The sequence below is a fragment of the Streptomyces sp. 17_S59 genome (genome assembly GCF_056930295.1).
Window position 1 is genome coordinate 4,636,383 of record NZ_JBXOWD010000001.1, and the last position, 24,440, is coordinate 4,660,822.

Below are 24,440 nucleotides of genomic sequence, written 5' to 3' on the forward strand. Positions count from 1 at the left end.
GGAGATCGGAGGGGGCCGGGGAAGCCGGTGGACCGGCGGCGCGGGCCCGTCGGGACGGATCGGGACAGAGCAAGACCAAAAAGCGGGTCAAAAATACTTATCCGGAGCTAACGGGCGAGGTGGATATGGTAGGGGCTCCACTGGACACCACCAGAGCCGACAGGGGAGGTGCGGCTGCGGGTGGCGACCGCCGGGGCGTGCTCAGGCGCCTCCGCAGGTCCGCTCCCGAGCCGAAATCCGTGACCGACACCGCTGACCGCCCCCACCGCCTTAAGGGCGTGGGAGGTACCCCCATCCGCGCCACCGACTCCGCGACCACCGCGACCTTCGCCACCGATGCGGATGCACCGGCCTGGACGCCTCCCACCTGGGAGGAGATCGTCAGCACCCACAGTGCTCGGGTCTACCGTCTCGCCTACCGCCTCACGGGCAACCAGCACGACGCCGAGGACCTGACGCAGGAAGTGTTCGTCCGCGTCTTCCGCTCGCTGTCCACGTACACCCCGGGGACGTTCGAGGGCTGGCTGCACCGCATCACCACCAACCTCTTCCTCGACATGGTCCGCCGCCGCCAGCGCATCCGCTTCGACGCGCTGGGCGAGGACGCCGCGGAGCGGCTCCCCAGCCGCGAGCCCTCCCCGCAGCAGCACTTCAACGACACCCACTTCGATGCCGACGTGCAGCAGGCGCTGGACACGCTGGCCCCGGAGTTCCGCGCGGCAGTCGTGCTGTGCGACATCGAGGGCCTGTCGTACGAGGAGATCGCCGCGACGCTCGACGTGAAGCTCGGCACCGTCCGCAGCCGGATCCACCGCGGCCGTTCGCACCTGCGCAAGGCCCTTCAGCACCGCTCGCCCGCCGCCCGGGCCGAGCAGCGCGCGGTGGCCGGGGTGGCCACGCGCGTCCCGATCGGTGGGGAGGTCGGTCTCGCGTGAGCGGTTCAGGCGGTCAGTCCCCCGCCGAGCAGCACCTCGGCGACCGTCTTGCGGCGCTGGTCGACGGGGAGTTGGGGCACGACGCCCGTGAGCGGGTGCTGGCGCACCTCGCCACGTGCTGCAAGTGCAAAGCGGAAGCCGATGCTCAGCGTCGGCTCAAGAGCATGTTCGCCGAGGCGGCCGCTCCGCCGGTCTCCGATGCGCTGCTGGCCCGGCTGCACGGCCTTCCGGGCGCCGTGACCGGCGACGGCCCGCAGTCCGGGCGGGGCCCGGGTGACGGCCGGGGAAGAGGCGGCTTCGGCGCCGGGACGGAGGCGTTCGCGTTCCTGCCGGCCGTGGCGGCCCGGCCCGGTGACGGAGGCTTCCGGATCCACGACTTCGAACGCGGCCCGGCGGCGCGCGGCGGCTCGCGCAGCCGGCGGTTCGCCTTCGCCGCGGCGGGCACGGTCTCGCTGGCCGCGCTGGCGCTGGTGGGGGCGCAGCCCCTGGAGACGGCCGTGGAGTCGCCCCGGGCCCGCGGTGCCGGGTCGAGCGTGGCCACGACCTCGCTGGCGATGGCGCCGGGCTCCGCGACGCCGGGCTCCGCCCGGGAGGGTGAGCAGGCGCGTACGGCGGGCACGGCCCCGGCCTTCTCCGCGCTGGCGCTGCTGCGCCCGTCCGACGCCCCGGTGCTCCCGCCGCTGGTGCGTACGTCCCTGGCCCGCTCCTCGGCCCCGTCCGCCCGCTGACCTCCGGCCGACTCCCCTCTCCGCAGACATCCCGGGACCTGGTGTAATCGTCGGTGAGGCGCGCCTGTTACCGGCAAGCGCGCCTTCGGACGAACGGGTGGTTGAGGGATGGACGAGGGCAAGTCGCGCATGGCCGCGGGCCCCGAGGCAAGCGGTGCGGCACCGCACGGAGTCGCGGCGGAAGCGGATGCTCCGCCTTCTTCGGAGGCGCGGGCGGATCGCATGACCGGTGAGCCGCGCACGGTGTCGATCCCACCCCAGCCCACCGCCTCGGCGCCGACCCCGGCGCAGCTGGCGGACGGCGACCACCTCTCGGCCCACGCGCCTGCCGAGGGCGGCTCCGTGCCGGCCCCCGCTCAGCCGGGAGCTGGTGAGTCGACTCCCCTGCCTGCTCCGGCGCAGCCGGTGGGCAGCGGCTCCGTGTCGATCCCGGCGCAGCCGGTGGATTCCGCGCTGGTCCCGCCCCGGGCCGTGGACACCGCTCCGGCACCGACGCAGCCCGCGGATGCGGCTCCGGCCCCCGCCGCCCCTGCCCCCGCGCAGCCCGTCGCCGACGGCCCTGCCCCGGCCCTGCCCGCGGACGGAGCCCCGGCCCCGGTTGCACCCGTGCCCGAGAGCCCCGCCGCCCCGGCGGCGCCCGCGCCCGTCCCCCTGCACAAGCCCGATCCGTACGGGACCCCGCCCTACGGGCGTCCCGGTCCCTGGGCGCCTGCGCCTCCCGTGCAGCGGCCCACCGTCACGCCCCCGCACGGCACCCCCCTGCCGCCCGCCGCCCCGGTGGCGCCCGCGGTGCAGGCCCCCGACCCCTGGCAGTACGACCCCTGGGCCACCGGCATCCGGCCCGCGCCGGAGCCGGAGCCGGCCGGCAAGGGGCTCTCCCGGGGGAAGATCCTCGCCGGGGCCGCCGTCGTGGCGCTCGTCGCCGGAGGGATCGGCGGGGTCGCCGGAGCCGTCCTCGAGCGCGACGGGGGCATGGGCGGGCACGTCACGCTGCCGCAGTCGCGGGCCGACAAGACCGACCGCGACCCCGGCAGCGTCGCCGGGATCGCCGCCCGCGCCCTGCCGGGCGTGGTCACGATCCATGTGCGCGGCGGCAGCGACCAGGGCACCGGCACCGGATTCGTCCTGGACGACAAGGGCCACATCCTCACCAACAACCACGTGGTGCAGCCGGCCGCCTCCAGTGGCTCCATATCCGTGACCTTCAACGGCGGCCAGACCGCCAAGGCCACCGTCGTGGGCCGCGACAGCGGCTACGACCTGGCCGTCATCAAGGTCACGGGCGTCTCCGGGCTGACCCCGCTGGCGCTGGGCAACTCCGACTCGGTCCGCGTCGGCGACTCCGTCGTGGCCATCGGCGCGCCCTTCGACCTCGCGGGCACGGTCACCACCGGGATCATCAGCGCCAAGGAGCGCCCGATCACCGCGGGCGGCCACAAGCAGGACGGCAGCGACATCAGCTACGTGGACGCCCTCCAGACCGACGCCCCGATCAACCCGGGCAACTCCGGCGGTCCCCTCATGGACTCCCGGGCCCGGGTCATCGGCATCAACAGCGCCATCCGCTCCGCGAGCGACTCCGAGTCCGAGGGCGGCGGCCAGGGCGGCAGCATCGGCCTGGGCTTCGCCATCCCCGTCAACCAGGCCAAGCGGGTCGCCGAGGAGCTGATCAACACCGGCCGGGCCACCCACCCGGTGATCGGCGTGTCGCTCGACATGGGCTACTCGGGCGACGGCGCACGGGTGAACGCCGACGGCGGCAAGGGCCCCGCCGTCACCCCCGGCGGCCCCGCGGAGAAGGCGGGCCTCCGGCCCCAGGACGTGATCAAGAAGGTGGACGGCGTCCCGGTGCACAGCGGCCAGGAGCTGATCGTCAAGATCCGCAGTCACCGTCCGGGGGACAGCCTGGAGCTGACGATCGAGCGCGACGGCCGGGAGCAGACCGTGCGGATGACCCTGGGGTCGGCCGGAGCGAGCTGAGCCTTGGCCTGCTGTTGGCCCGGGCGTCTCCCACCTGCCCCGCGGAGGCAGGTACCGTGATAGACGGCCTGGAACCTCGGCCACTGATGCCACAAGGAGCTGTGCGACGTGCTGGACATAGGACCCCTCGAGTTCGTCACGCTCGTCGTCCTCGCCGTGCTCATCTTCGGCCCCGACAAGCTGCCGAAGATGATCCAGGACGTCTCGCGCACGCTGCGGAAGATCCGGCAGTTCTCCGACAACGCCAAGCAGGAGATCCGTTCCGAGCTGGGGCCCGAGTTCAAGGACTTCGAGTTCGAGGACCTCCACCCCAAGACCTTCGTGCGCAAGCACGTGCTGGACAAGGACGAGCTGGGCCTGAAGGAGATCCGCAACGGCTTCGACTTCAAGTCGGAGATGACGGACCTCGACGACGCCGTGCACGGCCGCCCCGCCGCCCCGGCCGAGGGCTCCGCGGCGGCCACGGGCTCCCCCGCGAACGGCTCGGGCACCCCGGACCTGCTCAAGAAGCGCGAGAACCTCGCCCAGGGCGAGCGCCCGCCCTTCGACGCCGACGCCACCTGAGTACGCGCCGCATCCCGGGCCCCATTGACGGGGGTGGCTATCCTCCCTTTGTTTGGGGTGCGATCGTCCGGGGAAGGCCGTCGTGCCCAGGACGACCGGGCTATGAGGAGGCGCCGCGCAGATGGAGACGACGAGTCGGGTAGGGGCGCAGGGGGCCGGTGACACGGCCGACGCGTCCGCCGTGGACGCGAACGGAGTGCCGGAAGGCGGGCCCGGTCCCCGGCGCTCGGTCGACGGCTATCTCCTGGCCTCGTTCCCGTGGTACGGCCTGGACGAGGCCTACACCGGACCCCGCTGGCTGATGCAGGTCGGCACCGCCGCGGACGGCACCGTGGAGCACGGCTCGACGGGCCACGGCGCCGAGCCGTCGCTGCGGATGGGCCGCGTCGAGCACGACACGGGCACCCAGCGCTTCGCGGTCGTGGTGACCGTGGCCGAGCGCCCGGTGCGGCGCAGCGCCGACGGCACGGGCGTGCTGGAGGCCACCTCGGTCTCCTCCGCGGCCTGGCTCGCCGGATCGGGGCTGCTGGCCTGCACCTGGCCCGCCCAGATGGAGCGGGCCCTGCGCCAGGACTGGCTCGACCAGCAGACGGCCCTCGCCTGGGAGCTGGCGGACCACCTGGACGACTCGGCCTGGTCCACGCTGTCCCTCCCGGTGGACGGGGTGCCGACCGACTTCCGCTACCGGGAGTCCGAGTACGGGTGGGTGCTCGCGGGCTCGGCCGAGGGCGGGGTGCACCTGGGCGCTTACGGGCGCGGGATGAGCGCGTACGGCATGGGCTTCTCGGTGATCGAGGACATCACGTCCTACGAGCGCTGACGCACAGCACGGCGCCGGGTGGAGTCCACCCGGCGCCGTACTCGTGTCGTGACGTGACGCGTCAGAACTTGTTGCGCGGCGTGATGCCCAGGGACATGCCGGACAGGCCGCGCTGCCGGCCGCCGAGCTTGCCCGCGATGGCGCGCAGCGCGCTGCCCGCCGGGGACTCCGGGTCGGTCAGCACGACGGGCTTGCCCTCGTCGCCGCCCTCGCGCAGCCGCACGTCGATCGGGATCGCGCCCAGCACCGGCACGGTCGTGCCCGTGGTGCGCGACAGGCCGTCGGCCACCGTCTGGCCGCCGCCCGTGCCGAACACGTCGACCATCTCGTCGCAGTGCGGGCACGGCAGCCCGGACATGTTCTCCACGACGCCGACGATCTTCTGGTGGGTCTGCACGGCGATCGAGCCGGCGCGCTCGGCGACCTCGGCCGCGGCCTGCTGAGGCGTCGTCACCACGAGGATCTCGGCGTTGGGCACCAGCTGGGCGACGGAGATCGCGATGTCGCCGGTGCCCGGCGGCAGGTCGAGCAGCAGCACGTCGAGGTCGCCCCAGAAGACGTCCGCCAGGAACTGCTGGAGGGCGCGGTGCAGCATCGGGCCGCGCCAGACGACCGGGGCGTTGCCCGGGGTGAACATGCCGATGGAGATGACCTTCACGCCGTTCGCCGACGGCGGCATGATCATGTTCTCCACCTGGGTGGGCCGGCCGTCCGCGCCCAGCATGCGGGGCACCGAGTGGCCGTAGATGTCCGCGTCCACGACGCCGACCTTCAGGCCGTCGGCCGCCATGGCCGCCGCCAGGTTGACCGTCACCGAGGACTTGCCGACGCCGCCCTTGCCGGAGGCCACCGCGTAGACCCGGGTCAGCGAGCCGGGCTTGGCGAAGGGGACCTCGCGCTCGGCCTGGCCGCCGCGCAGCGAGGCCGCCAGCTCGCGGCGCTGCTCGTCGCTCATCACGTCCAGCTCGACGGTGACGCCCGTGACGCCCTCGACGCGCGAGACGGCCTCGGACACCAGCGAAGTGATCTTGTCGCGCATGGGGCAGCCGGCGACCGTCAGGTAGACGGCGACCGCGACCGTACCGTCCGCCGCGATCTCCACCGATTTGACCATCCCCAGCTCGGTGATGGGTCGCTGGATCTCGGGATCGTTGACCGTCGCGAGTGCGGCGCTGATCGCGTCCTCACCCGGCGCGGCGGTTCCGTACGTGTCGGTAGCCATAGGTCGATGGTACGGCCCGGCACGGGGCCCGGGGAAAGCCTCTCAGCGGTCGTCTTCCTCACTCTCGCGAGGGAATACGCGGTGCTCCTCCAGCTCCTTGACCAGGTCCTGGAACTCCGAGCGGATCCAGTCGCGCGTCGCGACCTCGCCGAGGCCCATGCGCAGCCCGGCGATCTCCCGGGTCAGGTATTCGGTGTCGGCGATGGACCGCTCGTTCTGCTTGCGGTCCTGTTCGAGGTTGACCCGGTCGCGGTCGTCCTGCCGGTTCTGCGCCAGCAGGATCAGGGGTGCGGCGTACGACGCCTGGAGCGAGAGCGCGAGCGTCAGGAAGATGAACGGGTATGTGTCGAACCGCAGGTCCCCGGGGACCGTGGTGTTCCACACCACCCAGAGGATGATGACGACCGTCATCCAGACGATGAAGCGGCCGGTGCCCAGGAAGCGGGCGATCCGCTCCGACATCCGCCCGAAGGCCTCCGGGTCGTACTCCGGCAGCCAGCGCGCCCGCTTCACCCGGGGCAGGTCGAGCCGGGCGCGGGGCCGGCCGTGGGGGTGCGGGTGCACGGCCGCCGACTCCGCCTTCACCCGCTCGCCGCGCTGGTCGCCGCGCAGCCCCGGACCCGCCTCGCGGCCGCGCTCACCGCCCGGCATCGGGGGCCTCCGGCAGGTCGCCCATGCCGAGCGCGCCGTGGTGCAGCTCGGTCTCCCGCCAGTCGTCGGGCAGCAGGTGGTCCAGCACGTCGTCGACGGTCACCGCGCCGAGCAGCGAGCCGCTCTCGTCCACGACGGGCGCGGACACCATGTTGTACGTCGCCAGGTAGCTGGTCACGGCGCGCAGCGGGGTGTCCGGCTGGAGGGGCCGCAGGTCGGTGTCGGTGAGCGCGCCGACGAGGGTGAACGGCGGGTCGCGCAGCAGCCGCTGGAAGTGCACGGTGCCGAGGTACTTGCCGGTCGGGGTCTCGTCCGGCGGGCGGCAGACGTAGACCTGGGCGGCGAGCGCGGGGGAGAGGTCGGGGTTGCGGACGCGCGCGAGGGCGTCGGCGACGGTGGCGTCCGGGCGCAGCACGATGGGCTCGGTGGTCATCAGCCCGCCGGCCGTCCGGTCCTCGTACGCCATCAGCCGGCGGACGTCGGCCGCGTCCCCGGGCTGCATCAGCGTCAGCAGCCGCTCCTTCTCCTCCTCCGGCAGCTCGGAGAGCAGGTCGGCCGCGTCGTCGGGGTCCATGGCCTCCAGCACGTCGGCGGCGCGCTCCTCCTTGAGCTTGCCGAGGATCTCGATCTGGTCGTCCTCCGGCAGCTCCTCCAGGACGTCCGCGAGCCGGTCGTCGTCCAGGGCCGCGGCGACCTCGGCGCGCCGCTTGGCGGAGAGGTGGTGGAGCACGTTGGCCAGGTCGGCGGGGCGCAGCCGCTCGAAGGTGGCCAGCAGGTTCTCCGCGCCCTGCCCGTGTTCCTCCAGGGAGAAGCCGGTGACGGCGGACCACTCGACGGTCAGGGTCTCGCCCTTGCGGCGCAGGGCCCCGCCCTTGCCCCGGCGCACGAAGACCTTGTCGATCTCCCAGTCGCGGCGGGCGGGCAGCTGGGTGATCGACACGTCGAGGACGGTCACCTCCTCGTCCGTCCCGACGAGCGTCACCCGGCGGTCGAACAGCTCGCCGAAGACCAGGGTCTCCGTGGGGCGCTGCTCGAACCGCCGCATGTTCACCACGCCGGTGGTGATGACCTGGCCGGACTCCACGCCGGTCACCCGGGTCATGGGCAGGAAGATGCGGCGGCGGCTGACGACCTCCACGACGAGCCCCAGCACACGCGGGGGGCGGCCGCCGACGCGGAGCATCGCCACGATGTCGCGGACCCGGCCCACCTGGTCGCCGTTGGGGTCGAAGACGGCCACGCCCGAGAGGTGCGAGACGAACATCCGGGGGGCGCCTGCTGCCATGGCCGCCCACCTCCTCCGTGCCCGTACCCGTGCCCTGGTGTCCGATTCAGGCTAACGTGACCCGCTTCGCCGGGCGCGGGAGAGAGGTCCGTACGGACCTCGTACGGACCCTGTACACGTCCTCTACGGACTCCCGGCTTCCGCTCGCGGGCGGCACAGGTACGCTGCGCCGTATCCCACCGGTAACAGGAGGCAAGAGCAGAGGTGCGTACCCGTAACGCCGCTCTCGTGGGGGCGCTGTGTGTCGGCCTGTCCGCGGCGCTCACGGCCTGCGGCGGTGGCGAGGACCCCGACAAAGGAACCAACGGCGTCGGCAAGCTCCAGGCGGCGGCCATCGAGGACAAGGCCCGCACGGCAGCGGGCGGTGCGCAGTCCGTGCACGTGTCCGGCAACGTGGTCAGCCAGGGCGGCACGTACCGCATCGACATGCGGCTGAAGAACAACGGCGGGGTGGGGCGGGTGTCCGCGAACTCCACCGCCTTCGAGCTGCTGCGGGTCGGGGACGACCTGTACCTCAAGGCGCCCGCGGGATTCTGGGCGCGGGGGGCCACGCCTGCCCCGTCCGCACCGGCCTCGTCCGCCGGGAAGCTCGACGACAAGTACGTCAAGGTGCCCGCCGACGACCCCTCGTACCAGCAGTTCAAGGGCTTCACCGACAAGAACGTGCTCCTGGACGGCCTCCTCGGCCTGCACGGCAAGCTGGCGCGCGGCGAGCACGGGGCGGTGAGCGGCGTCCGCACGATCCGCATCACGGGCGGGGGCGGCGCGGGCGGCACGCTCGATGTGTCGCTGGTGGGGACGCCGTATCCGCTGCGGGTGCAGCGTGGGGGTGGTGCGGGGCAGCTGGAGCTGGGCGACTGGGGGAAGGATTTTGCACTGTCCGTGCCGGAGAAGGGGCAGACGGTGGATTACGGGAAGCAGCTGCAGATTCCGCGGGGGGAGTGAGGGGGGCCTTTCCCCACCCCGCCCCTTCCCGTAACCGGGGGCGGGGGGCAAATCCAGCCCGTCCGGCGTTTGAGGCTGCACCCGATGTGCGGCTCCGCCGCGCGGCCGCGCGAAGCGCGGTCCGGGGTCTGGGGCGCAGCCCCAGTTTCGGGAAGGGGCAGGGTGGGGGAGAACCCCCAAGTCCTAGGGGGTGTCTGATGGATCTCCGCGGCGTCGCGACGCCCGGCACGCACTCTCGGCGCACCGGCCGAAAGCCCAAGTACGCCCAGTACGAGGGCTTCCGGCCGGCACGCCGAGAGCACGCACCGGACGCCGCTCCTTCCCCGCGGAGATCCATCAGACACCCCCTAGCCCCGCTTCCGCGTGCCCCGCCGGAGCAGGCGCGGCAGGGCCGCCGGCATGGGGCGGCGCGTCGTCGCGGGAGTCGGCAGCGGCACCGCTGCCAGCGCGTCCGACGGAAGGTTCGCCGACGCACCCGTCGGCGTCAGCCGCAGCACGCGGCACCCCTCCGCCCACCGCCCCTCGATACCCTCCGCATCCACCGCATTCAGCCGCTTCCCCTTCAGCTCGGCCACAGCCCCCGCCCACGCCTCCCCGCGCGCCGGAAGCTCGCCGACGGCCGCTGTCCAGGAGACGATCCGGCCGCCCTTGTCCTTGCTGCGGACCGTCACAGTCGCCGTGCCGCCGTCGGTCAGGCCCATGCCGTCCAGCGGCTGTTCCCCGGCGCCGCCGACCACGTGCGCGGCGCCCTCGTGCCAGACGTGCCACAGGGCGCGGCTGGGCCCCGTCGGGCCCTGCACCCAGATGAGGCCGGACTTCTTCGTGGCCTCTTCGATCAGTGCCTGCGTCAGCGTCATGGGGTTTACCTTAAGCGCCTGCGCCTAGGCTGAGGACGTGAGAGCCGCCCGTACGAGCCCCGAAGCGATACCCGGCGCCCAGGCCGCCGCCCCCGCCGGGCACGCCGCGTCCGTCCGCACCGACGTCGTCCTCCTTGCGATAGCCATCGCCGGGGTCTCCCTCTCGGCCCCGCTGATCGCGGCCACCGCCGCCCCCGCCCTGGCGGTCGCCTTCTGGCGGAACGCCATGGCCGTCGGCGCCCTCACCCCCTTCGCCCTCCTGCGGCACCGCGCCGAGCTGCGTGGCATGGGCCGCCGGACGCTCCTGCTGGCGGTCGCCGCGGGGGCGCTGCTCGCCGTGCACTTCGGGGTGTGGCTGCCGAGCCTGCACATGACCTCGGTCGCCTCCTCCACCGCCCTGGTCACCACCACCCCGATCTGGACGACGCTGCTGCTGCGGCTGCGCGGCCACCGCCCGCCCGCGCTGGTGTGGGCGGGCACCGGGCTGGCGTTCCTCGGCGTCGTCATCCTGACCGGCGTCGACCTCTCGCTGTCACCGCGCGCCCTCGGCGGGGACGCCCTGGCGCTGGCCGGCGGCATGGCGGCGGCCGGGTACGTCCTGCTCGGCGCGGAGGTGCGCCGGACGGTCAGCACCGTCGCGTACACCTACGTCTGCTACTCCACCACCACCGTGCTGCTGCTCGCCGCGTGTCTGCTCGGTGGCAGCGCGCTCGGCGGCTACAGCGCGGAGACCTGGGGCAAGCTGGCCGTGCTGACGGTCACCGCACAGCTGCTGGGGCATTCGCTCATCAACCGGGTGGTCAAGGGCCTCGGACCGTCCGTCACCTCCACCGCGATCCTGCTGGAGACGCCGGGCGCGGCGCTCATCGCGGCGCTGTGGCTGGGGCAGCTGCCGCCGGTTGCGTCGTGGCCGGCGCTCGGGGTGATCCTGGCGGGGCTGGCGCTGGTGATCCAGGCCGACCGCAAGCGGGAGCCGGCCGTGCCGGAGACCGGGGTGTAGGACCCCGTGGTCAGAGCCAGCCGTTCCGCTTGAAGCCGCGGTGTATGGCGACACAGATCACGACCGTGAGCACCATGACCCCGGGGTAGCCGTACTTCCAGTGCAGCTCCGGCATGTGGTCGAAGTTCATGCCGTAGATCCCGGCGATCATCGTCGGCACGGCGAAGATGGCGGCCCACGAGGTGATCTTGCGCATGTCCTCGTTCTGCGCGAAGGACGCCTGGGCGAGGTTGGCCTGGAGGATGGAGTTGAGCAGGTCGTCGAAGGAGACCACCTGCTCGTGGACGCGGGCGAGGTGGTCGGCCACGTCCCGGAAGTACTTCTGGATGTCCGGGTCCACCAGCCGCATCGGCCGCTCGCTCAGCTGCTGCATCGGCCGGATCAGCGGGGTGACCGCCCGCTTGAACTCCAGCACCTCGCGCTTGAGCTGGTAGATCCGCCCGGCGTCGCCGCCGCGCGAGCTGCCCTTGCCGGTGACGGAGAAGACGTCGATCTCGACTTCGTCGATGTCGTCCTGGACGGCGTCGGCCACGGCTATGTAGCCGTCGACCACCTGGTCGGCGATGGCGTGCAGCACGGCCGAGGGGCCCTTGACGAGCAGCTGGGGGTCCTCCTCCAGCCGGTGGCGCAGCGCGCGCAGGGAGCCCTGGCCGCCGTGCCGGACGGTGATGATGAAGTCCGGGCCGGTGAAGCACATCACCTCGCCGGTCTCCACGACCTCGCTGGTGGCGGTGAGTTCGGCGTGCTCGACGTAGTGGATGGTCTTGAAGACCGTGAAGAGCGTGTCGTCGTAGCGCTCCAGCTTGGGCCGCTGGTGGGCGTGGACGGCGTCCTCCACGGCCAGCGGGTGGAGCCCGAACTCCCGGGCGATCCCGGCGAACTCCTGCTCCGTGGGCTCGTGCAGCCCGATCCAGGCGAAGCCGCCCTCGGCCCGCACCCGCCGCATGGCCTCGGCCGGGGCGCAGTGGTGGCTCGCGCGCTTGCCGTCGCGGTAGACGGCGCAGTCCACCACGGCGCTGCCCGTCGAGCGGTCGCGGGAGGAGTCGTAGCCGCCACCGCCGCCGCCCTGGGCGGGGACGCGGCGCAGAGCGGGACGGACGGCGGCACGCAGGTCGCGGATCATCGACATGGCTGGCTCCTTCACGGGCCGGCCGCCAGCGCGGGGCGCGTGCGAACGCTGCCCGATGAAGCGGACGTGGATCCGGGCGGCCGGGGCCGGGCGGGGTACGTCCGCACATGGGGCGGCGCTTCGTGCGATGCGCGGGGCTGACGGCAGTTCGCGGGGGAACTCCCCGGAGAACGCAGAGAACACGGAACAAAGCGAGGGCAGGCGCTCTTCCGCCAAGTGCTGCGGGCGTGAAGGGACTTCCGTGCTGGAGTACCGGCGGACGGCCGGCTGCGGAAGGCTTCAGATCACACGGTGATGCGCGTCCGGAGCGGGTGGGCGGGAGAACTGTCGGTACTGCACGGTCGACTAGGATCCACCGCAGCCCCACCTCCTCCGGCCGGTCCCCGCTGAGGGACGACGTGTGTCTCCTTGACCAGAAGTCAAGGCCCGCCAAGGCTAGCAGCCGCCTGAAGCGTCAAGGCCCCCCTTTGCCTGTTCGATACGCGTTCTATGCTCACTCCATGTCAGACGTTCTCGCACTGGTCGAGGCCCGGCTGCTGACGGCCCTCGGCGAACCGGACGCCCGCGCCGCGGTGACCTTCCTCGGGGCGGATCGGATCGAGGTCCTCCGCTTCCACGCCGACGACGACGGCGGAGACGTCGTCCGCTACGCCACCCTCGGCATGTCCGCCCAGCCCATGACCGACCCCATGGCCACCGTCGCGGACCCGCTGCGCGGCCCCCGCGCCGAGCTGCTCCTCTCCGTCCGCACCGGACGGGCCGACACGGACAAGGCGCTCCGCCCGCTCGCCGTGCTCGCCGCGTCCCCCCAGGTGGAGGGCGTCGTGGTGGCGCCCGGCGCCTCGCTCGACACCGGCGAGCCGCTGTGGCCGGGGGCGCCCTTCACCTCCGTGCTCGTCGCGGAGCCGGGCGGCATCGTGGCGGACCTGGAGCTGGACGACCCGATGGACCCCGTCCGCTTCCTTCCCCTCCTTCCCATGACCCCGAACGAGGCCGCCTGGAAGCGCGTCCACGGAGCGGCCGCCCTCCAGGAGCGCTGGCTGCGGCACGGCACGGACCTGCGCGACCCGCTGCGCGCCGGAGTGCCCCTCGACTGACGCCCGGGGGTGCCCCGAGGCCGCGGCCGGATCGGTGCACGGGTGCCGACTCCGGACGGGTGATCGTCCTTGACGCGGGGGCGGCCTGGTAGGACTGTTGGAGGCTATGAGGGGCGAACCCAGTTGCCCGAAGTGCGGTGGCCGGGTGCGAGCGCCCGGTCTCTTCGCCGACTCCTGGCAGTGCGGGGTGCACGGCACGGTGCACCCTCTGCAGCCGGTCGTCCCGCCGAGCGTGGAAGCACTGGCCGTCGCGGTGCGGCGGGCCCGGGTGCCGGTCTGGATGCCCTGGCCCCTGCCCGTCGGATGGCTCTTCACCGGCGTGGTCTGCGCGGGGGACGACCGCAGCGGCGGGCGCGCCACCGCGGTCGCCTGCTCCGGGCCGAGCCCGCTGGGCGGCCCGGGCGAGCTGCTGCTGGTGGCGGAGGAGCTGGGCGTCGGCCTCGGCGCGCGCTACGCCGGCATCGACGGCCCCGACCCCGGCCCTCACATGTGCGTCAACCGCTCGCCCGACGCCAAGGTCCACGCGGCCGGCCGTCCCACTCCCCTCTGGCACGTGGAGGGCGCGCCCGAGGACCGGGCCGTGTTCGCGGGCGAGGCCCGCGGGCTGTGGCTGTGGGCGGTCGTCTGGCCGGAGCGCTCGGGTCTGCTGATGTACGACGAGCTGGTGCTCACCGACCTGCGCGACGCGGGGGCCGAGGTGGACCTGGTGCCGTGCGGGGCGCTCTCGCCGCGCATCCTCTCGCCCTAGGACGTGTCCGACGGGCGGGCGCGCTCAAGCGAGCCGGGTCATGTTCGAACGACGGTTATCCTGAACCGGTCCCGTCCGTTCCGTCTGCCGTTGGGAGCCCGTGCCGTGCGCATCGACCTGCACACCCACTCCACGGCCTCGGACGGCACCGACACCCCCGCCGAGCTGGTCCGCAACGCGGCCGCCGCCGGGCTGGACGTCGTCGCGCTGACCGACCACGACGGGGTCGGCGGCCACGCGGAGGCCATCGCGGCCCTCCCCGCCGGGCTCACCCTGGTGACCGGTGCCGAGCTGTCCTGCCGGCTGAACGGCATCAGCCTGCACCTGCTCGCCTACCTCTTCGACCCGGCGGAGCCCGAGTTCGCGCGCGAGCGCGACCTGGTGCGCGACGACCGCGTCCCCCGCGCCCGGGCCATGGTCGCCAAGCTCAACGCGCTCGGCGTGCCGGTGACGTGGGAGCGCGTGCGGGAGATCGCGGGGATCCCGAGCGACGCACGGGAAGCCGCCGGGCCGCAGACGGCCGACGAGCCGGCACTTTCGCTTCCCGGGCGGAGAAACGCGGTAAGCAACAAGGTCGCGGTTGGCCGACCTCATATTGCGACGGCCATGGTCGAGCTGGGCGTCGTCCCCAGCGTCTCCGACGCCTTCACCTCCGAGTGGCTCGCGGGTGACGGGCGCGCCTACGTGGAGAAGCACGAGACCGACCCCTTCGAGGCGATCCGCCTGGTCAAGGCAGCCGGCGGGGTCACCGTCCTGGCGCACCCGTTCGCCCTCAAGCGCGGCCGGTGTGTGTCCGAGGGCGCGATAGCCGAGCTGGCCTCGGCCGGTCTGGACGGGGTCGAGGTGGACCACATGGACCACGACGCCGCCACCCGCGCCCGGCTGCGCGGCCTCGCCGCCGAGCTGGGCCTGCTGACCACCGGCTCCAGCGACTACCACGGCAGCCGCAAGTCCTGTGTGCTCGGCGAGTTCACGACCGACCCGGAAATCTACGGCGAGATCACGCGCCGCGCGACGGGCGCGTTCCCCGTCCCGGGCGCCGGCGGCTGACCTCCCCGCGCTCCGGGGCCGTACGCCCGTCCACCCACGGGCACCGCTGCATCCGTACCGCTCGTACGTCGGTACCGGCGCGGAGCCGGTGCAGGGTGCGGTGGCACACGGCCCCGCGCCCCCGCTCCACTCCATTGCTCCTTCCTCTTCCTTCTTCTCGCTTTCTGCTCTCAGCTCGCACCACTCCTGCAAGGCCTCACTGTGTTCGACTTCGCTGTCTTCGGTTCGCTCTTCCTCACCCTCTTCGTGATCATGGACCCGCCCGGCATCACGCCGATCTTCCTCGCTCTGACCGCGGGCCGCCCCGCCAAGGTCCAGCGGCGCATGGCCTGGCAGGCGGCCACCGTCGCCTTCGGCGTGATCACCGTCTTCGGCGTCTGCGGCCGGCAGATCCTCGACTACCTGCACATCACCACCCCGGCGCTGATGATCGCGGGCGGCCTGCTCCTGCTGCTGATCGCGCTGGACCTGCTGACCGGGAAGTCCGAGGAGCCCAAGCAGACGAAGGACGTCAACGTCGCGCTCGTGCCGCTGGGCATGCCGCTGCTGGCGGGCCCCGGTGCGATCGTCTCGGTGATCCTCGCGGTGCAGCGCGCGGACTCCTTCGCCGCGCAGACCTCGGTGTGGTGCGCCATCGCCGCGATCCACCTGGTCCTGTGGCTGGTGATGCGGAACTCGCTGCACATCATCCGTGTGATCAAGGACGGCGGCGTCGTCCTGGTGACGCGCCTCGCGGGCATGATGCTCTCCGCGCTCGCCGTTCAGCAGATCATCAACGGCATCACCCAGGTCATCACCAAGCACTGACCCCGTGCGCCCCCTGGCGCAACACAGAACACCCCCGTACGGTCCGTCCGTGCGGGGGTGTTCTGTACGTGGTCTGCGGTAGGCGTTACCGGGCCGTGGAGTCGGCCGGGCGGATGTAGATGCGCTGGCCCACGGAGGCGGCCTGCTGCACGATCCGATTGACGGAGGCGGCGTCCACGACGGTGCTGTCGACGGCGGTGCCGTTGACGTCGTCCAGGCGCATGATTTCGAAGCGCAAGGCTTCTCCCTTCGTCTGATCCTCCTGAGGAGAACTCCATGAACAGTGAGGCGCGCGGCGACGTTGCCGCGCGGTCCATACGTGTCCAACGAGGCGACCGAGGAAAACATTCCCTACGCTAAAGAAAATGTTGCCATGACTAATTACTGGTCGGTGGACCCGGCCCGGGGGACGGGCCCGGGCCCCCAGCACCTCGCCGAGATCGCCGCCGGGATCGAGCGTACGAACGAGCTGCTCACCCGGGTGCTGGCCGAGGTGGCCACCACCCCCGCCACCCATGCGATCTTCGCCGACGCCGGCTACGTCTACGCCGCGGCCGGCCGCCTCGTGGCCGGGACCGAGGACCGGCGCGCCTTCGAGCTGGACGCGGAGGGCCTGATCGAGGCGTTCATCGACCGGGCCCGCTCGGTCTTCCCCGACGGCCGGCTCCTCCGCGTCTACTGGTACGACGGCGCCCGCCGCCGCATCCACACCACCGAGCAGCAGAGCATCGCCGAACTCCCCGACGTCAAGGTCCGCCTCGGCAACCTCAACGCCAACAACCAGCAGAAGGGCGTCGACTCCCTCATCCGCACCGACCTCGAGTCGCTGGCCCGGCACCGCGCGATCAGCGACGCGGTGCTCATCGGCGGCGACGAGGACCTCGTCTCGGCCGTGGAGGCCGCCCAGGGCTACGGCGCCCGGGTCCACCTCTGGGGCATCGAGGCCGTCGGCGGACGGAACCAGGCCGAGCCGCTGTTGTGGGAGGTCGACAGCCAGCGCACCTTCGACCTCGAGTTCTGCAAGCCGTATGTGACGCGGCGGGCCGCGTACGAGCCGCTCGGCGAGGAGCGGAGCCAGTCCGGGCCCGCGCCCTCCCGCGACGACGTCCGGTTCGTGGGCGCCCGGGTCGCGGCCCAGTGGCTGGCCGCCCGCGGCCGCACCTCCCTCGCGGAGCTGCTGCCCGGCCACCCCTATCTGCCCGGCTCCGTCGACCAGGAGCTGCTGGTGGAGGCCGAGGCCCTGCTGGGGCTGTCCCTGCGGGGCCACGCGGACCTGCGCCGGGCGCTGCGCGACGGCTTCTGGGAGCACCTGCGGGCGCGGTTCTGAGCGGAGCGGTTCCGGTGCTTCCGGGCGTGCCGGAATGCGCGCGGGGGGCGTGAGTGAAACCCTGAACAGGGGTGGTCCCGGCATGCTCGTACGAACCTCCGGGGGCCAGCCTTCCCGACCGAGACCCGGGGACCCGGGAACCTGGGAACAGAAGCGAGGCGATCGGCCATGGCGGTCACGGACCAGGCGGGGCTGGGGGCGCCCTGCTGGGTGAGCCTGCTGACCGGTGACCTCACCGCGGCGCAGGAGTTCTACGGCGCCGTCATGGGCTGGACCTTCCGCAAGGGCTCCCTGGGCGAGGGCTTTTCCGTGGCCCTGGACGACGGGAAGCCCGTCGCGGGCCTGGGCGACGTCGCCACCGGCATGGGCGTGCCCGTCTCCTGGACCTCGTACTTCGCCGTCTCCGACGCGGATTTGGTGGCCTCCCGGGTCCGCGAGCGCGGCGGCACGGTGGCGGTCGGCCCGCTGGCGGTGGGCCGCGGCCGGGTGGTGCTGGCCGCCGATCCGGCGGGCGCCGTCTTCGGCTTCTGGCAGGGCGCGAACCTGCCCGGGTGGCGCATCGGCGGCGAGGCGGCGCCGGCCTGGCTGGAGCTGCGTACGCGGGACGCGTTCGCGATGGCCATGTTCTACAGCGAGATCTTCGACTGGGCCGGCGGCCGGCCGGACGGCTGCGAAGTCCAGTACGAGGACGATGCGGTGAACGTGCGGTCGGGTGGGGCGACGGTGGCCTCCATCCGGGGCGGGGGCGTCGAGGCGGACCCGGACCCGCGGGTCCGCCCCCGCTGGCATGTGTACTTCCGCGTGGACGACGTGGAGAAGGCGGTGGAGTCGGCGCTGGCGGCGGGCGGGGCGGTGGTGACGGAGCCGACGCACTCGCGGGTGGGGCGGGAGGCGACGCTGCGGGATTCGCAGGGCGGGCTGTTCACGGTGACGGAGCGGCCGTCGTGTTAGGGGGTTCGTTCCCCACCCCGCCCCTTCCCCTCAAACGCCGGACGGGCTGAAAAATCAGCCCGTCCGGGGGCACCTCCCAGCGGTAGCTGGGGGAGTTTGAGGACCGGGGGTCCGGGGGCAGAGCCCCCGAGCTTCGCCCCCGCGCGCAGCGCGAGGGGCCGGGGGTCTGGGGTGAAGCCCCAGTTTCGGGAAGGGGCGGGGTGGGGAAAGGAACCCCCCAAGTCAGCGCACCGTCACCCCACCGTCTCCCAGAACCGCACCAGCGCCTCCGCCGTCGCCTCCGGCCGCTCCGCGTTGGGCGAGTGCCCCGCCCCCTCCACCACCGTCCGCCACGCCGAAAGCTCCTTCGCCATCGCGTCGATCTCCGGCACCGGCCACGCATAGTCCAGCGCCCCGGACACGACGTGCTTCGCCAGCGGCACCCGGGCCAGTTCCGCCGTCCGGTCCGGCTCCTCGATCAACTGACGGCCCGCCGCCACGAGTTGCTCGGGCATCGTCTTCAGCCACCGGTTGTGCAGAAACTCCGCCAGCTCCCGCGGCGCGTCCGCATCGGCCGCGTTCTCCCCGTTCTGCTTCTGCATTTCCTGCCACACGCTCTCCATGTCCAGCACGCCGAGTGCCTCGATCAGCAAGCGCGTACGGGCCTGCTGCCCATCGGAGATCGCTGCCCGGCCGTTGCTCATCAGCGTCAGCGAGCGGAACGGCGACGCGTCGGCGAGCACGGCCGCACGGGCCACCATCCCGCCGAAGGAGTGCCCCAGCAGATGCACGTCCCCGCCGAGGGCCGCCGTCTGCGCATGGATGTCGCGGGCCAACTCGGCCTGCCCGTACGCGCTCTCCTCGCGCGGCCCCGCGCTCTCGTGCTGGCCCCGCTGGTCCACCGCCACGACCCGGTACCCGGCCGCCGCCAGCGGTTCCAGCAGGGCGATGAAGTCCTCCTTGCTGCCGGTGAACCCCGGCACGAGCAGCGCGGTGCCGCGCGGCGTCGCGGCGGGGCGTGCCTCGTGGACGGCGAACTCCCCGCGCTCGGTGGTGAGACGGTGTGCGCGGGCGCACGCGGGCAAGGTGAGGAAGGGCGGCCTGCTCATGCCATGAGGCTAACGTCCGCCGTGAGCGCATACGCCGACGGCCGGCCATCCCTCACGGGGTGACCGGCCGTCGGCTGTGAGCCCTTACGCCTCGGCGGGCGCGGCTGCGGCCTTCTTGGCCGTACGGGTCCGCTTGGGCTTCGCCTCGGTGACCTCGGTCTCCGCGGCTGCGGCCTTCTTCGTGGTGCGCGTGCGCTTCGGCTTCACCTCGGCGGCGTCCGCGGCGTCGGCAGGCGCGGCAGCGGCCTTCTTGGCGGTGCGGGTGCGCTTCGGCTTCGCCTCCGTGGCCTCGGCGGTGTCGACCGCGGTTTCGGCCTTCTTGGTGGTGCGGGTGCGCTTGGGCTTGGTCTCCGCGACCTCAGCGGTCTCGGCGACCTCGGCGGCAGGCGCGGCAGCGGCCTTCTTCGCAGTGCGGGTGCGCTTCGGCTTGACCTCGGCGGCCTCGGCGGTGTCCACCGCGGCTTCGGCCTTCTTCGTGGTCCGGGTCCGCTTCGGCTTGGTCTCCGCGACCTCAGCGACCTCGGCAACCTCGGCGGCAGGCGCGGCAGCGGCCTTCTTCGCAGTGCGGGTGCGCTTCGGCTTGACCTCGGCGGCCTCGGCGGTGTCCACCGCGGCTTCGGCCTTCTTCGTGGTCCGGGTCCGCTTCGGCTTGGTCTCCGCGACCTCAGCGACCTCGGCAACCTCGGCGACAGGAGCAGCCGCGGCCTTCTTCGCAGTACGCGTGCGCTTCGGCTTGGCCTCCACGGCCTCCACCGTCTCCGTCACGACCGCAACCGCAACCGCAGCCGGAGCCTCCGGCTCCACCACCGCCGGAGCGGTGACGGCCGGAGCCGCCGCAGCGCTCGCACCGCTACGCGTGCGGCGCCGGCGACGCGGACGCGCAGGCGTCTCGGGGGCCTCGGAAGCCACACCGGAAACGACCTCGGAAGCCGCATCCGAAACCGCAGGCGCAGCCGACACACCCTCCGCCTGGTCGATCGCCGCGCCGCCGCGCGTGCGACGCCGCTGGCGCGGGGTGCGGGTACGGGCCGGACGCTCCTCTTCCACGCGCTCGGCGGAGCGGCCGCCGCGGCGGCCGTCCCGGCCGCGCCCGCGGCCGCCCGGCTCGCCGAGGTCCTCGATCTCCTCGGCCGCGAGGCCGGCGAGGGTGCGCTCGGAGCGGGGCAGGATGCCCTTCGTGCCGGCGGGGATGCTCAGCGCCTCGTACAGGTGCGGGGACGTGGAGTACGTCTCCTCCGGCTCGTCGAACGGCAGGTCCAGCGCCTTGTTGATGAGCTTCCAGCGCGGGATGTCGTCCCAGTCGACCAGCGTGACGGCCGTGCCCGACTTGCCCGCGCGGCCGGTGCGGCCGATGCGGTGCAGGTAGGTCTTCTCGTCCTCGGGGGACTGGTAGTTGACGACGTGCGTGACGTCGTCGACGTCGATGCCGCGCGCGGCGACGTCGGTGCAGACGAGCACGTCGACCTTGCCGTTGCGGAAGGCGCGCAGCGCCTGCTCGCGGGCGCCCTGGCCGAGGTCGCCGTGGACCGCGCCGGAGGCGAAGCCGCGGCGGGTGAGCTGCTCGGCGATGTCGGCGGCCGTCCGCTTGGTGCGGCAGAAGATCATCGCGCGGTTGCGGCCCTCGGCCTGCAGAATGCGGGCGACCATCTCCGGCTTGTCCATGTTGTGGGCGCGGAAGACGTGCTGGGCGATGTTGGCGTGGGTCTGGCCCTCGTCGTCCGGCGAGGTGGCGCGGATGTGCGTGGGCTGCGACATGTAGCGGCGCGCCAGGGAGATGACCGCGCCCGGCATGGTGGCCGAGAAGAGCATGGTCTGGCGCTTGGCCGGGAGCATCGTGATGATGCGCTCGACGTCCGGGAGGAAGCCGAGGTCCAGCATCTCGTCGGCCTCGTCGAGGACGAGCGCCTTGACGTGCGCGAGGCTGAGCTTCTTCTGGCCGGCGAGGTCGAGCAGGCGGCCGGGCGTGCCGACGATCACGTCGACGCCCTTCTTGAGCGCCTCGACCTGGGGCTCGTAGGCGCGGCCGCCGTAGATGGCCTGGACGCGGACGTTCCGCACCTTGCCGGCGGTGAGCAGGTCGTTGGTCACCTGCTGGCACAGCTCGCGGGTGGGGACGACGACCAGGGCCTGCGGGGCGTCGGTCAGCTGCTCGGGCCGGGCCCGGCCGGCCTCGACGTCCGCCGGGACGACGACGCGCTCCAGCAGGGGCAGGCCGAAGCCCAGCGTCTTTCCGGTGCCGGTCTTGGCCTGGCCGATGACGTCGGAGCCGGAGAGGGCGACCGGGAGGGTCATCTCCTGGATGGGGAAGGGGTGCACGATGCCGACGGCTTCGAGGGCTTCGGCGGTTTCGGACAGAATCCCGAGGTCTCGGAAAGTGGACAGAGTCTTGCCTCTTCTGTGAGACGTGGCGCGCGGCGAACGAAGGGGGTCGTACGAAGGGGACGTACTGACCGCGCCGGTAGAGCCGGCCTGGGGCCGTTGGCGCGGGACCACTGCCTTCGCTCGAGCACACGTGCCACGAGCGGATCCCTCCAGGTGCATACGTCTCGTACGTACCGCTGCGGAGGGCGGTCGGTTTTGTGGAAGCCGATCGGGCCACCGACCGGGCATCCGCTGGAGCCCTGGAGACTCGCCTCCAGAAGACACAGCATGGGTGCGGACCGTCGAATACTCGACTGGTCCTTTAGCACTGTACCCCGGAAAGGCGCATGTGTGTCCGGACAATCCTGTGTCCGGATCGGTGGGGAGTGCCTGACCAGGGGGTTCCCGGCGCCGTGTGGCGGGCTATCGTTCGCTTCATGGAGACGTCCGACACGCCAGAGAACCCCGTCGAGCCCACCGGGATCGCCGCCCAGGACTGGGCCCAGGCATCCGCCGACCCGCAGTACCGAGCAGCCGTCGTGGATCTGCTCGGCGCCCTCGCCTACGGCGAGCTGGCCGCCTTCGAGCGGCTCGCGGAGGACGCCAAGCTGGCGCCGACGCTGGACGACAAGGCCGCGCTGGCCAAGATGGCCGCCGCCGAGTTCCAGCACTTCCAGCGGCTGCGCGACCGGCTGGAGGCGATCGACGTGCAGCCGACCGGGGCCATGGAGCCCTTCGCTGCGGCGCTGGACGAGTTCCACCGCCAGACCGCGCCCTCGGACTGGCTGGAGGGCCTGGTCAAGGCGTATGTGGGCGACTCGATCGCCAGTGACTTCTACCGCGAGGTGGCGGCCCGGCTGGACTCCGACACCCGCGCGCTGGTGCTGACCGTGCTGGACGACACCGGGCACGCGTCGTTCGCGATCGAGAAGGTGCGGGCCGCGATCGAGGCCGAGCCGCGGGTCGGCGGGCGGCTGGCGCTGTGGGCGCGGCGGCTGATGGGCGAGGCGCTCTCGCAGGCGCAGCGCGTGGTCGCCGACCGTGACGCGCTGTCGACGATGCTGGTGGGCGGCGTGGCCGACGGCTTCGACCTCGCGGAGGTCGGGAAGATGTTCTCCCGGATCACCGAGGCGCACACCAAGCGGATGGCCGCGCTGGGTCTGGCGGCCTGACCGGAGCGCGTACGGGGCGCAGGGCACGGACGACACGGCACACCACCGGTGTCCCGGCGGGCCGGGTCAGGCCGTGGCTGATCGGCGCGCCCCGTTGCCCGGCCGGAGCAGCAGGGAGACCAGGGCGACGGCCACGCCCAGCGACACCCCCAGGGTGGCCAGGGTGTGGCCGGGGCCCAGCACCGAGTGGGTCAGCAGGGCGCCGAACAGCGCCGCGCCGGGGCCGGTGGACAGCGCCAGGCGGCGGGAGCGGAACTGCCCGAAGCGCGCGGGAAGCCAGTGCAGGGCGCCATAGGAAACGGCGAGGCCGATGAGGACCGAGCCGAGCGCTTCCCAGAGGATCATTGGACATTCCCTCCCGTGCTGTGGCCGAAACGCGGGTGCAAATCGGTCGTAGCGGTCTTACCCCATGACCGGCCCGGGCAACCCTCGTTCCGATCATCGGTGTGCCGGATACGACGACGGCGGGGTCCGGTGAATTCCCCACCGGGGCCCCGCCGTTCGTCGTCCGTCGACATGTGCCCGAAGCGGGTCACATCGCGCCGAAGCCGACCTTCCGGGTGGCCGGCTCGCCGATCTCCACATAGGCCAGGCGCTCGGCCGGGACCAGGACCTTGCGGCCGCGGTCGTCCGTCAGGCTCAGCAGCTGGACCTTGCCCGCGAGCGCGTCGGCCACGGCGCGCTCGATCTCCTCGGCGGACTGCCCGCTCTCCAGAACGATCTCGCGCGCGGCGTGCTGCACGCCGATCTTGACCTCCACGGCTACTGTCCCTCCGAAGGTGTGCGGTCCCCCAGGGCGTGGCCCAGGGGGAGGGGTGCGCGGCCGACCGCGCCCTACGCTGGACACATTAGCCCGGTGGACGGCCGGGCCGGGCCGGTCCCTGCACGCTCGCAGCGAACACGGCCGGCGTGTCGGCCACGGCACGCCAGGTCAGGGCTGCTCGGGCGCGACCTTCGGGAAGCCCGCGATGCCCCGCCAGGCCAGCGAGGTCAGCAGCTGGACGGCCGTCTCGCGCGGCACCGCGCTCTCGCTGGCGAGCCAGTAGCGGGCGACGACCTGGGAGACGCCGCCCAGGCCCACGGCCAGCAGCATGGCCTCGTCCTTGGACAGCCCGGTGTCCTCGGCGACCACCTCGCTGATCGCCTCCGCGCACTCCAGCGACACCCGCTCGACGCGCTCGCGCACGGCCGGCTCGTTGGTGAGGTCCGACTCGAAGACCAGGCGGAAGGCGCCGCCCTCGTCCTCGACGTAGGCGAAGTAGGCGTCCATGGTGGCCGCCACGCGCTGCTTGTTCTCGGAGGTCGAGGCGAGCGCGGTGCGCACCGCCTGGAGCAGGTTCTCGCAGTGCTGGTCCAGCAGGGCCAGGTAGAGGTCCAGCTTGCCGGGGAAGTGCTGGTAGAGCACGGGCTTGCTGACACCCGCGCGCTCGGCGATGTCGTCCATCGCGGCGGCGTGGTAGCCCTGCGCGACGAAGACCTCCTGGGCCGCGCCCAGGAGCTGGTTGCGTCGGGCCCGGCGCGGCAGGCGCGTGCCCCGCGGGCGCGCCTCGGTCTGCTCGATGGCTGTCACGCCGCCTCCATGATTGTTCCTTGCACGGTATGCACCGCGCCCGCCATCGTACTTTTGGGTAACCGGGCCGTGCGTGGTCGGAGCGGAGAATTTCACGGACCGGCCGATGTGGGAAGTCGACAAATACCCGGCAATCGGCCCGTAAGGCCGCTC

Annotated in this window: 25 protein-coding genes; 14 read left to right on the top strand and 11 right to left on the bottom strand. The window is 72.8% G+C overall.

From position 1 onward, the window contains the following. Nucleotides 1–125 precede the first annotated feature (125 nt). The 5 genes from sigE (at nt 126) to AC1Z4A_RS21135 (ending at nt 5,027) form a co-directional block, all read left to right on the top strand. Nucleotides 126–935 carry an RNA polymerase sigma factor SigE gene (gene sigE, locus AC1Z4A_RS21115; RefSeq protein WP_483681061.1) on the top strand — a complete coding sequence of 270 codons (810 nt, stop codon included), beginning with the start codon at nt 126–128 and terminating at the stop codon, nt 933–935. Then, nucleotides 932–1,663 carry an anti-sigma factor family protein gene (locus AC1Z4A_RS21120; protein ID WP_483681062.1) on the top strand — a complete coding sequence of 244 codons (732 nt, stop codon included), beginning with the start codon at nt 932–934 and terminating at the stop codon, nt 1,661–1,663. Before sigE ends, AC1Z4A_RS21120 begins: the two co-directional genes overlap by 4 nt. Before the next feature lie 222 nt (nt 1,664–1,885). After that, nucleotides 1,886–3,643, top strand: coding sequence for a S1C family serine protease (locus AC1Z4A_RS21125; protein ID WP_483681063.1), 1,758 nt, complete (start codon nt 1,886–1,888; stop codon nt 3,641–3,643). 108 nt (nt 3,644–3,751) lie between these two features. Next, nucleotides 3,752–4,207 carry a sec-independent translocase gene (locus AC1Z4A_RS21130; protein WP_483681065.1) on the top strand — a complete coding sequence of 152 codons (456 nt, stop codon included), beginning with the start codon at nt 3,752–3,754 and terminating at the stop codon, nt 4,205–4,207. A gap of 121 nt (nt 4,208–4,328) precedes the next feature. Next, complete coding sequence (locus AC1Z4A_RS21135) at nt 4,329–5,027, top strand: hypothetical protein (RefSeq protein ID WP_483681067.1); 699 nt, start codon at nt 4,329–4,331, stop codon at nt 5,025–5,027. Nucleotides 5,028–5,088: 61 nt separating this feature from the next. Here the strand turns inward: AC1Z4A_RS21135 and AC1Z4A_RS21140 are convergent, their stop codons facing one another. Genes AC1Z4A_RS21140 through AC1Z4A_RS21150 form a run of 3 tightly spaced genes read right to left on the bottom strand, consistent with a single transcriptional unit; the run spans nt 5,089 to nt 8,185 of the window. Further along, nucleotides 5,089–6,249: an Mrp/NBP35 family ATP-binding protein gene (locus AC1Z4A_RS21140; protein WP_483681070.1), complete on the bottom strand. Its 1,161-nt coding sequence runs from the start codon at nt 6,247–6,249 to the stop codon at nt 5,089–5,091. Nucleotides 6,250–6,291: 42 nt separating this feature from the next. Then, nucleotides 6,292–6,900 (bottom strand): DUF1003 domain-containing protein, encoded by a 609-nt coding sequence (locus AC1Z4A_RS21145; RefSeq protein ID WP_483681072.1) that lies wholly within the window; start codon nt 6,898–6,900, stop codon nt 6,292–6,294. Beyond that, the gene (locus tag AC1Z4A_RS21150) at nt 6,887–8,185 is read right to left on the bottom strand and encodes a magnesium transporter MgtE N-terminal domain-containing protein (protein WP_483681074.1); all 1,299 of its coding nucleotides are present in this window, start codon (nt 8,183–8,185) and stop codon (nt 6,887–6,889) included. Before AC1Z4A_RS21150 ends, AC1Z4A_RS21145 begins: the two co-directional genes overlap by 14 nt. 204 nt (nt 8,186–8,389) lie before the next feature. Here AC1Z4A_RS21150 and AC1Z4A_RS21155 point away from each other — a divergent pair, with 204 nt between their 5' ends. Further along, nucleotides 8,390–9,130 carry a hypothetical protein gene (locus AC1Z4A_RS21155; RefSeq protein WP_483681075.1) on the top strand — a complete coding sequence of 247 codons (741 nt, stop codon included), beginning with the start codon at nt 8,390–8,392 and terminating at the stop codon, nt 9,128–9,130. A 347-nt stretch (nt 9,131–9,477) separates the two neighbouring features. On the opposite strand, the gene AC1Z4A_RS21160 is transcribed toward AC1Z4A_RS21155, so the two are convergent. Further along, nucleotides 9,478–9,987, bottom strand: a complete 510-nt coding sequence (locus tag AC1Z4A_RS21160) for a hypothetical protein (RefSeq protein WP_483681077.1) — start codon at nt 9,985–9,987, stop codon at nt 9,478–9,480. A 37-nt stretch (nt 9,988–10,024) separates the two neighbouring features. On the opposite strand from AC1Z4A_RS21160, the gene AC1Z4A_RS21165 reads away from it, so the two are divergent. Beyond that, nucleotides 10,025–10,987: a DMT family transporter gene (locus AC1Z4A_RS21165; RefSeq protein WP_483681079.1), complete on the top strand. Its 963-nt coding sequence runs from the start codon at nt 10,025–10,027 to the stop codon at nt 10,985–10,987. A gap of 10 nt (nt 10,988–10,997) precedes the next feature. On the opposite strand, the gene AC1Z4A_RS21170 is transcribed toward AC1Z4A_RS21165, so the two are convergent. Further along, a complete protein-coding gene (locus AC1Z4A_RS21170; RefSeq protein ID WP_483681081.1) occupies nt 10,998–12,116 on the bottom strand; it encodes a magnesium and cobalt transport protein CorA in 1,119 nt (372 codons plus the stop codon). A gap of 500 nt (nt 12,117–12,616) precedes the next feature. Between AC1Z4A_RS21170 and AC1Z4A_RS21175 the strand changes: the two genes are divergently transcribed. The 4 genes from AC1Z4A_RS21175 (at nt 12,617) to AC1Z4A_RS21190 (ending at nt 15,818) form a co-directional block, all read left to right on the top strand. Continuing rightward, complete coding sequence (locus AC1Z4A_RS21175) at nt 12,617–13,213, top strand: suppressor of fused domain protein (protein ID WP_483681085.1); 597 nt, start codon at nt 12,617–12,619, stop codon at nt 13,211–13,213. A 106-nt stretch (nt 13,214–13,319) separates the two neighbouring features. After that, nucleotides 13,320–13,961 carry a DUF6758 family protein gene (locus AC1Z4A_RS21180; RefSeq protein WP_483681088.1) on the top strand — a complete coding sequence of 214 codons (642 nt, stop codon included), beginning with the start codon at nt 13,320–13,322 and terminating at the stop codon, nt 13,959–13,961. Nucleotides 13,962–14,066: 105 nt separating this feature from the next. Continuing rightward, on the top strand, nt 14,067–15,011 hold the full coding sequence (locus AC1Z4A_RS21185; RefSeq protein ID WP_483681090.1) for a PHP domain-containing protein: 945 nt from the start codon (nt 14,067–14,069) through the stop codon (nt 15,009–15,011). A gap of 201 nt (nt 15,012–15,212) precedes the next feature. Next, entirely contained in the window at nt 15,213–15,818 is a 606-nt protein-coding gene (locus AC1Z4A_RS21190) for a MarC family protein (RefSeq protein WP_483681092.1), read from the top strand. Between the two features lie 85 nt (nt 15,819–15,903). Here the strand turns inward: AC1Z4A_RS21190 and AC1Z4A_RS21195 are convergent, their stop codons facing one another. Next, a complete protein-coding gene (locus AC1Z4A_RS21195) occupies nt 15,904–16,056 on the bottom strand; it encodes a hypothetical protein (protein ID WP_483681094.1) in 153 nt (50 codons plus the stop codon). Nucleotides 16,057–16,191: 135 nt separating this feature from the next. On the opposite strand from AC1Z4A_RS21195, the gene AC1Z4A_RS21200 reads away from it, so the two are divergent. Further along, nucleotides 16,192–17,145, top strand: coding sequence for an NYN domain-containing protein (locus tag AC1Z4A_RS21200; protein WP_483681096.1), 954 nt, complete (start codon nt 16,192–16,194; stop codon nt 17,143–17,145). A 168-nt stretch (nt 17,146–17,313) separates the two neighbouring features. Continuing rightward, complete coding sequence (locus tag AC1Z4A_RS21205) at nt 17,314–18,096, top strand: VOC family protein (protein WP_483681098.1); 783 nt, start codon at nt 17,314–17,316, stop codon at nt 18,094–18,096. A 233-nt stretch (nt 18,097–18,329) separates the two neighbouring features. Here AC1Z4A_RS21205 and AC1Z4A_RS21210 read toward each other — a convergent pair whose 3' ends face one another. Next, complete coding sequence (locus tag AC1Z4A_RS21210; protein WP_483681100.1) at nt 18,330–19,184, bottom strand: alpha/beta fold hydrolase; 855 nt, start codon at nt 19,182–19,184, stop codon at nt 18,330–18,332. Between the two features lie 84 nt (nt 19,185–19,268). Beyond that, on the bottom strand, nt 19,269–21,476 hold the full coding sequence (locus tag AC1Z4A_RS21215; RefSeq protein ID WP_483681102.1) for a DEAD/DEAH box helicase: 2,208 nt from the start codon (nt 21,474–21,476) through the stop codon (nt 19,269–19,271). Between the two features lie 506 nt (nt 21,477–21,982). On the opposite strand from AC1Z4A_RS21215, the gene AC1Z4A_RS21220 reads away from it, so the two are divergent. After that, nucleotides 21,983–22,717 (top strand): ferritin-like fold-containing protein, encoded by a 735-nt coding sequence (locus AC1Z4A_RS21220; RefSeq protein WP_483681104.1) that lies wholly within the window; start codon nt 21,983–21,985, stop codon nt 22,715–22,717. 66 nt (nt 22,718–22,783) lie between these two features. On the opposite strand, the gene AC1Z4A_RS21225 is transcribed toward AC1Z4A_RS21220, so the two are convergent. From AC1Z4A_RS21225 to AC1Z4A_RS21235, 3 genes are all read right to left on the bottom strand, one after another. After that, nucleotides 22,784–23,062: a hypothetical protein gene (locus AC1Z4A_RS21225; protein WP_483681106.1), complete on the bottom strand. Its 279-nt coding sequence runs from the start codon at nt 23,060–23,062 to the stop codon at nt 22,784–22,786. A 187-nt stretch (nt 23,063–23,249) separates the two neighbouring features. Beyond that, nucleotides 23,250–23,477 (bottom strand): DUF3107 domain-containing protein, encoded by a 228-nt coding sequence (locus tag AC1Z4A_RS21230; RefSeq protein WP_483681108.1) that lies wholly within the window; start codon nt 23,475–23,477, stop codon nt 23,250–23,252. Nucleotides 23,478–23,648: 171 nt separating this feature from the next. Further along, nucleotides 23,649–24,287 carry a TetR/AcrR family transcriptional regulator gene (locus AC1Z4A_RS21235; RefSeq protein WP_483681110.1) on the bottom strand — a complete coding sequence of 213 codons (639 nt, stop codon included), beginning with the start codon at nt 24,285–24,287 and terminating at the stop codon, nt 23,649–23,651. Between the last annotated feature and the right edge of the window lie 153 nt (nt 24,288–24,440).

Bases quoted from the DNA above. Each gene is read 5' to 3' on its own strand.
- AC1Z4A_RS21215 (WP_483681102.1), bottom strand. From the start codon at position 21,476: ATGACCCTCCCGGTCGCCCTCTCCGGCTCCGACGTCATCGGCCAGGCC.
- AC1Z4A_RS21180 (WP_483681088.1), top strand. From the start codon at position 13,320: ATGAGGGGCGAACCCAGTTGCCCGAAGTGCGGTGGCCGGGTGCGAGCG.
- AC1Z4A_RS21170 (WP_483681081.1), bottom strand. From the start codon at position 12,116: ATGTCGATGATCCGCGACCTGCGTGCCGCCGTCCGTCCCGCTCTGCGC.
- AC1Z4A_RS21160 (WP_483681077.1), bottom strand. From the start codon at position 9,987: ATGACGCTGACGCAGGCACTGATCGAAGAGGCCACGAAGAAGTCCGGC.
- AC1Z4A_RS21200 (WP_483681096.1), top strand. From the start codon at position 16,192: ATGACTAATTACTGGTCGGTGGACCCGGCCCGGGGGACGGGCCCGGGC.
- AC1Z4A_RS21205 (WP_483681098.1), top strand. From the start codon at position 17,314: ATGGCGGTCACGGACCAGGCGGGGCTGGGGGCGCCCTGCTGGGTGAGC.
- AC1Z4A_RS21175 (WP_483681085.1), top strand. From the start codon at position 12,617: ATGTCAGACGTTCTCGCACTGGTCGAGGCCCGGCTGCTGACGGCCCTC.
- AC1Z4A_RS21125 (WP_483681063.1), top strand. From the start codon at position 1,886: ATGACCGGTGAGCCGCGCACGGTGTCGATCCCACCCCAGCCCACCGCC.
- AC1Z4A_RS21225 (WP_483681106.1), bottom strand. From the start codon at position 23,062: ATGATCCTCTGGGAAGCGCTCGGCTCGGTCCTCATCGGCCTCGCCGTT.
- AC1Z4A_RS21150 (WP_483681074.1), bottom strand. From the start codon at position 8,185: ATGGCAGCAGGCGCCCCCCGGATGTTCGTCTCGCACCTCTCGGGCGTG.
- AC1Z4A_RS21145 (WP_483681072.1), bottom strand. From the start codon at position 6,900: ATGCCGGGCGGTGAGCGCGGCCGCGAGGCGGGTCCGGGGCTGCGCGGC.
- AC1Z4A_RS21140 (WP_483681070.1), bottom strand. From the start codon at position 6,249: ATGGCTACCGACACGTACGGAACCGCCGCGCCGGGTGAGGACGCGATC.
- AC1Z4A_RS21135 (WP_483681067.1), top strand. From the start codon at position 4,329: ATGGAGACGACGAGTCGGGTAGGGGCGCAGGGGGCCGGTGACACGGCC.
- AC1Z4A_RS21210 (WP_483681100.1), bottom strand. From the start codon at position 19,184: ATGAGCAGGCCGCCCTTCCTCACCTTGCCCGCGTGCGCCCGCGCACAC.
- AC1Z4A_RS21220 (WP_483681104.1), top strand. From the start codon at position 21,983: ATGGAGACGTCCGACACGCCAGAGAACCCCGTCGAGCCCACCGGGATC.
- sigE (WP_483681061.1), top strand. From the start codon at position 126: ATGGTAGGGGCTCCACTGGACACCACCAGAGCCGACAGGGGAGGTGCG.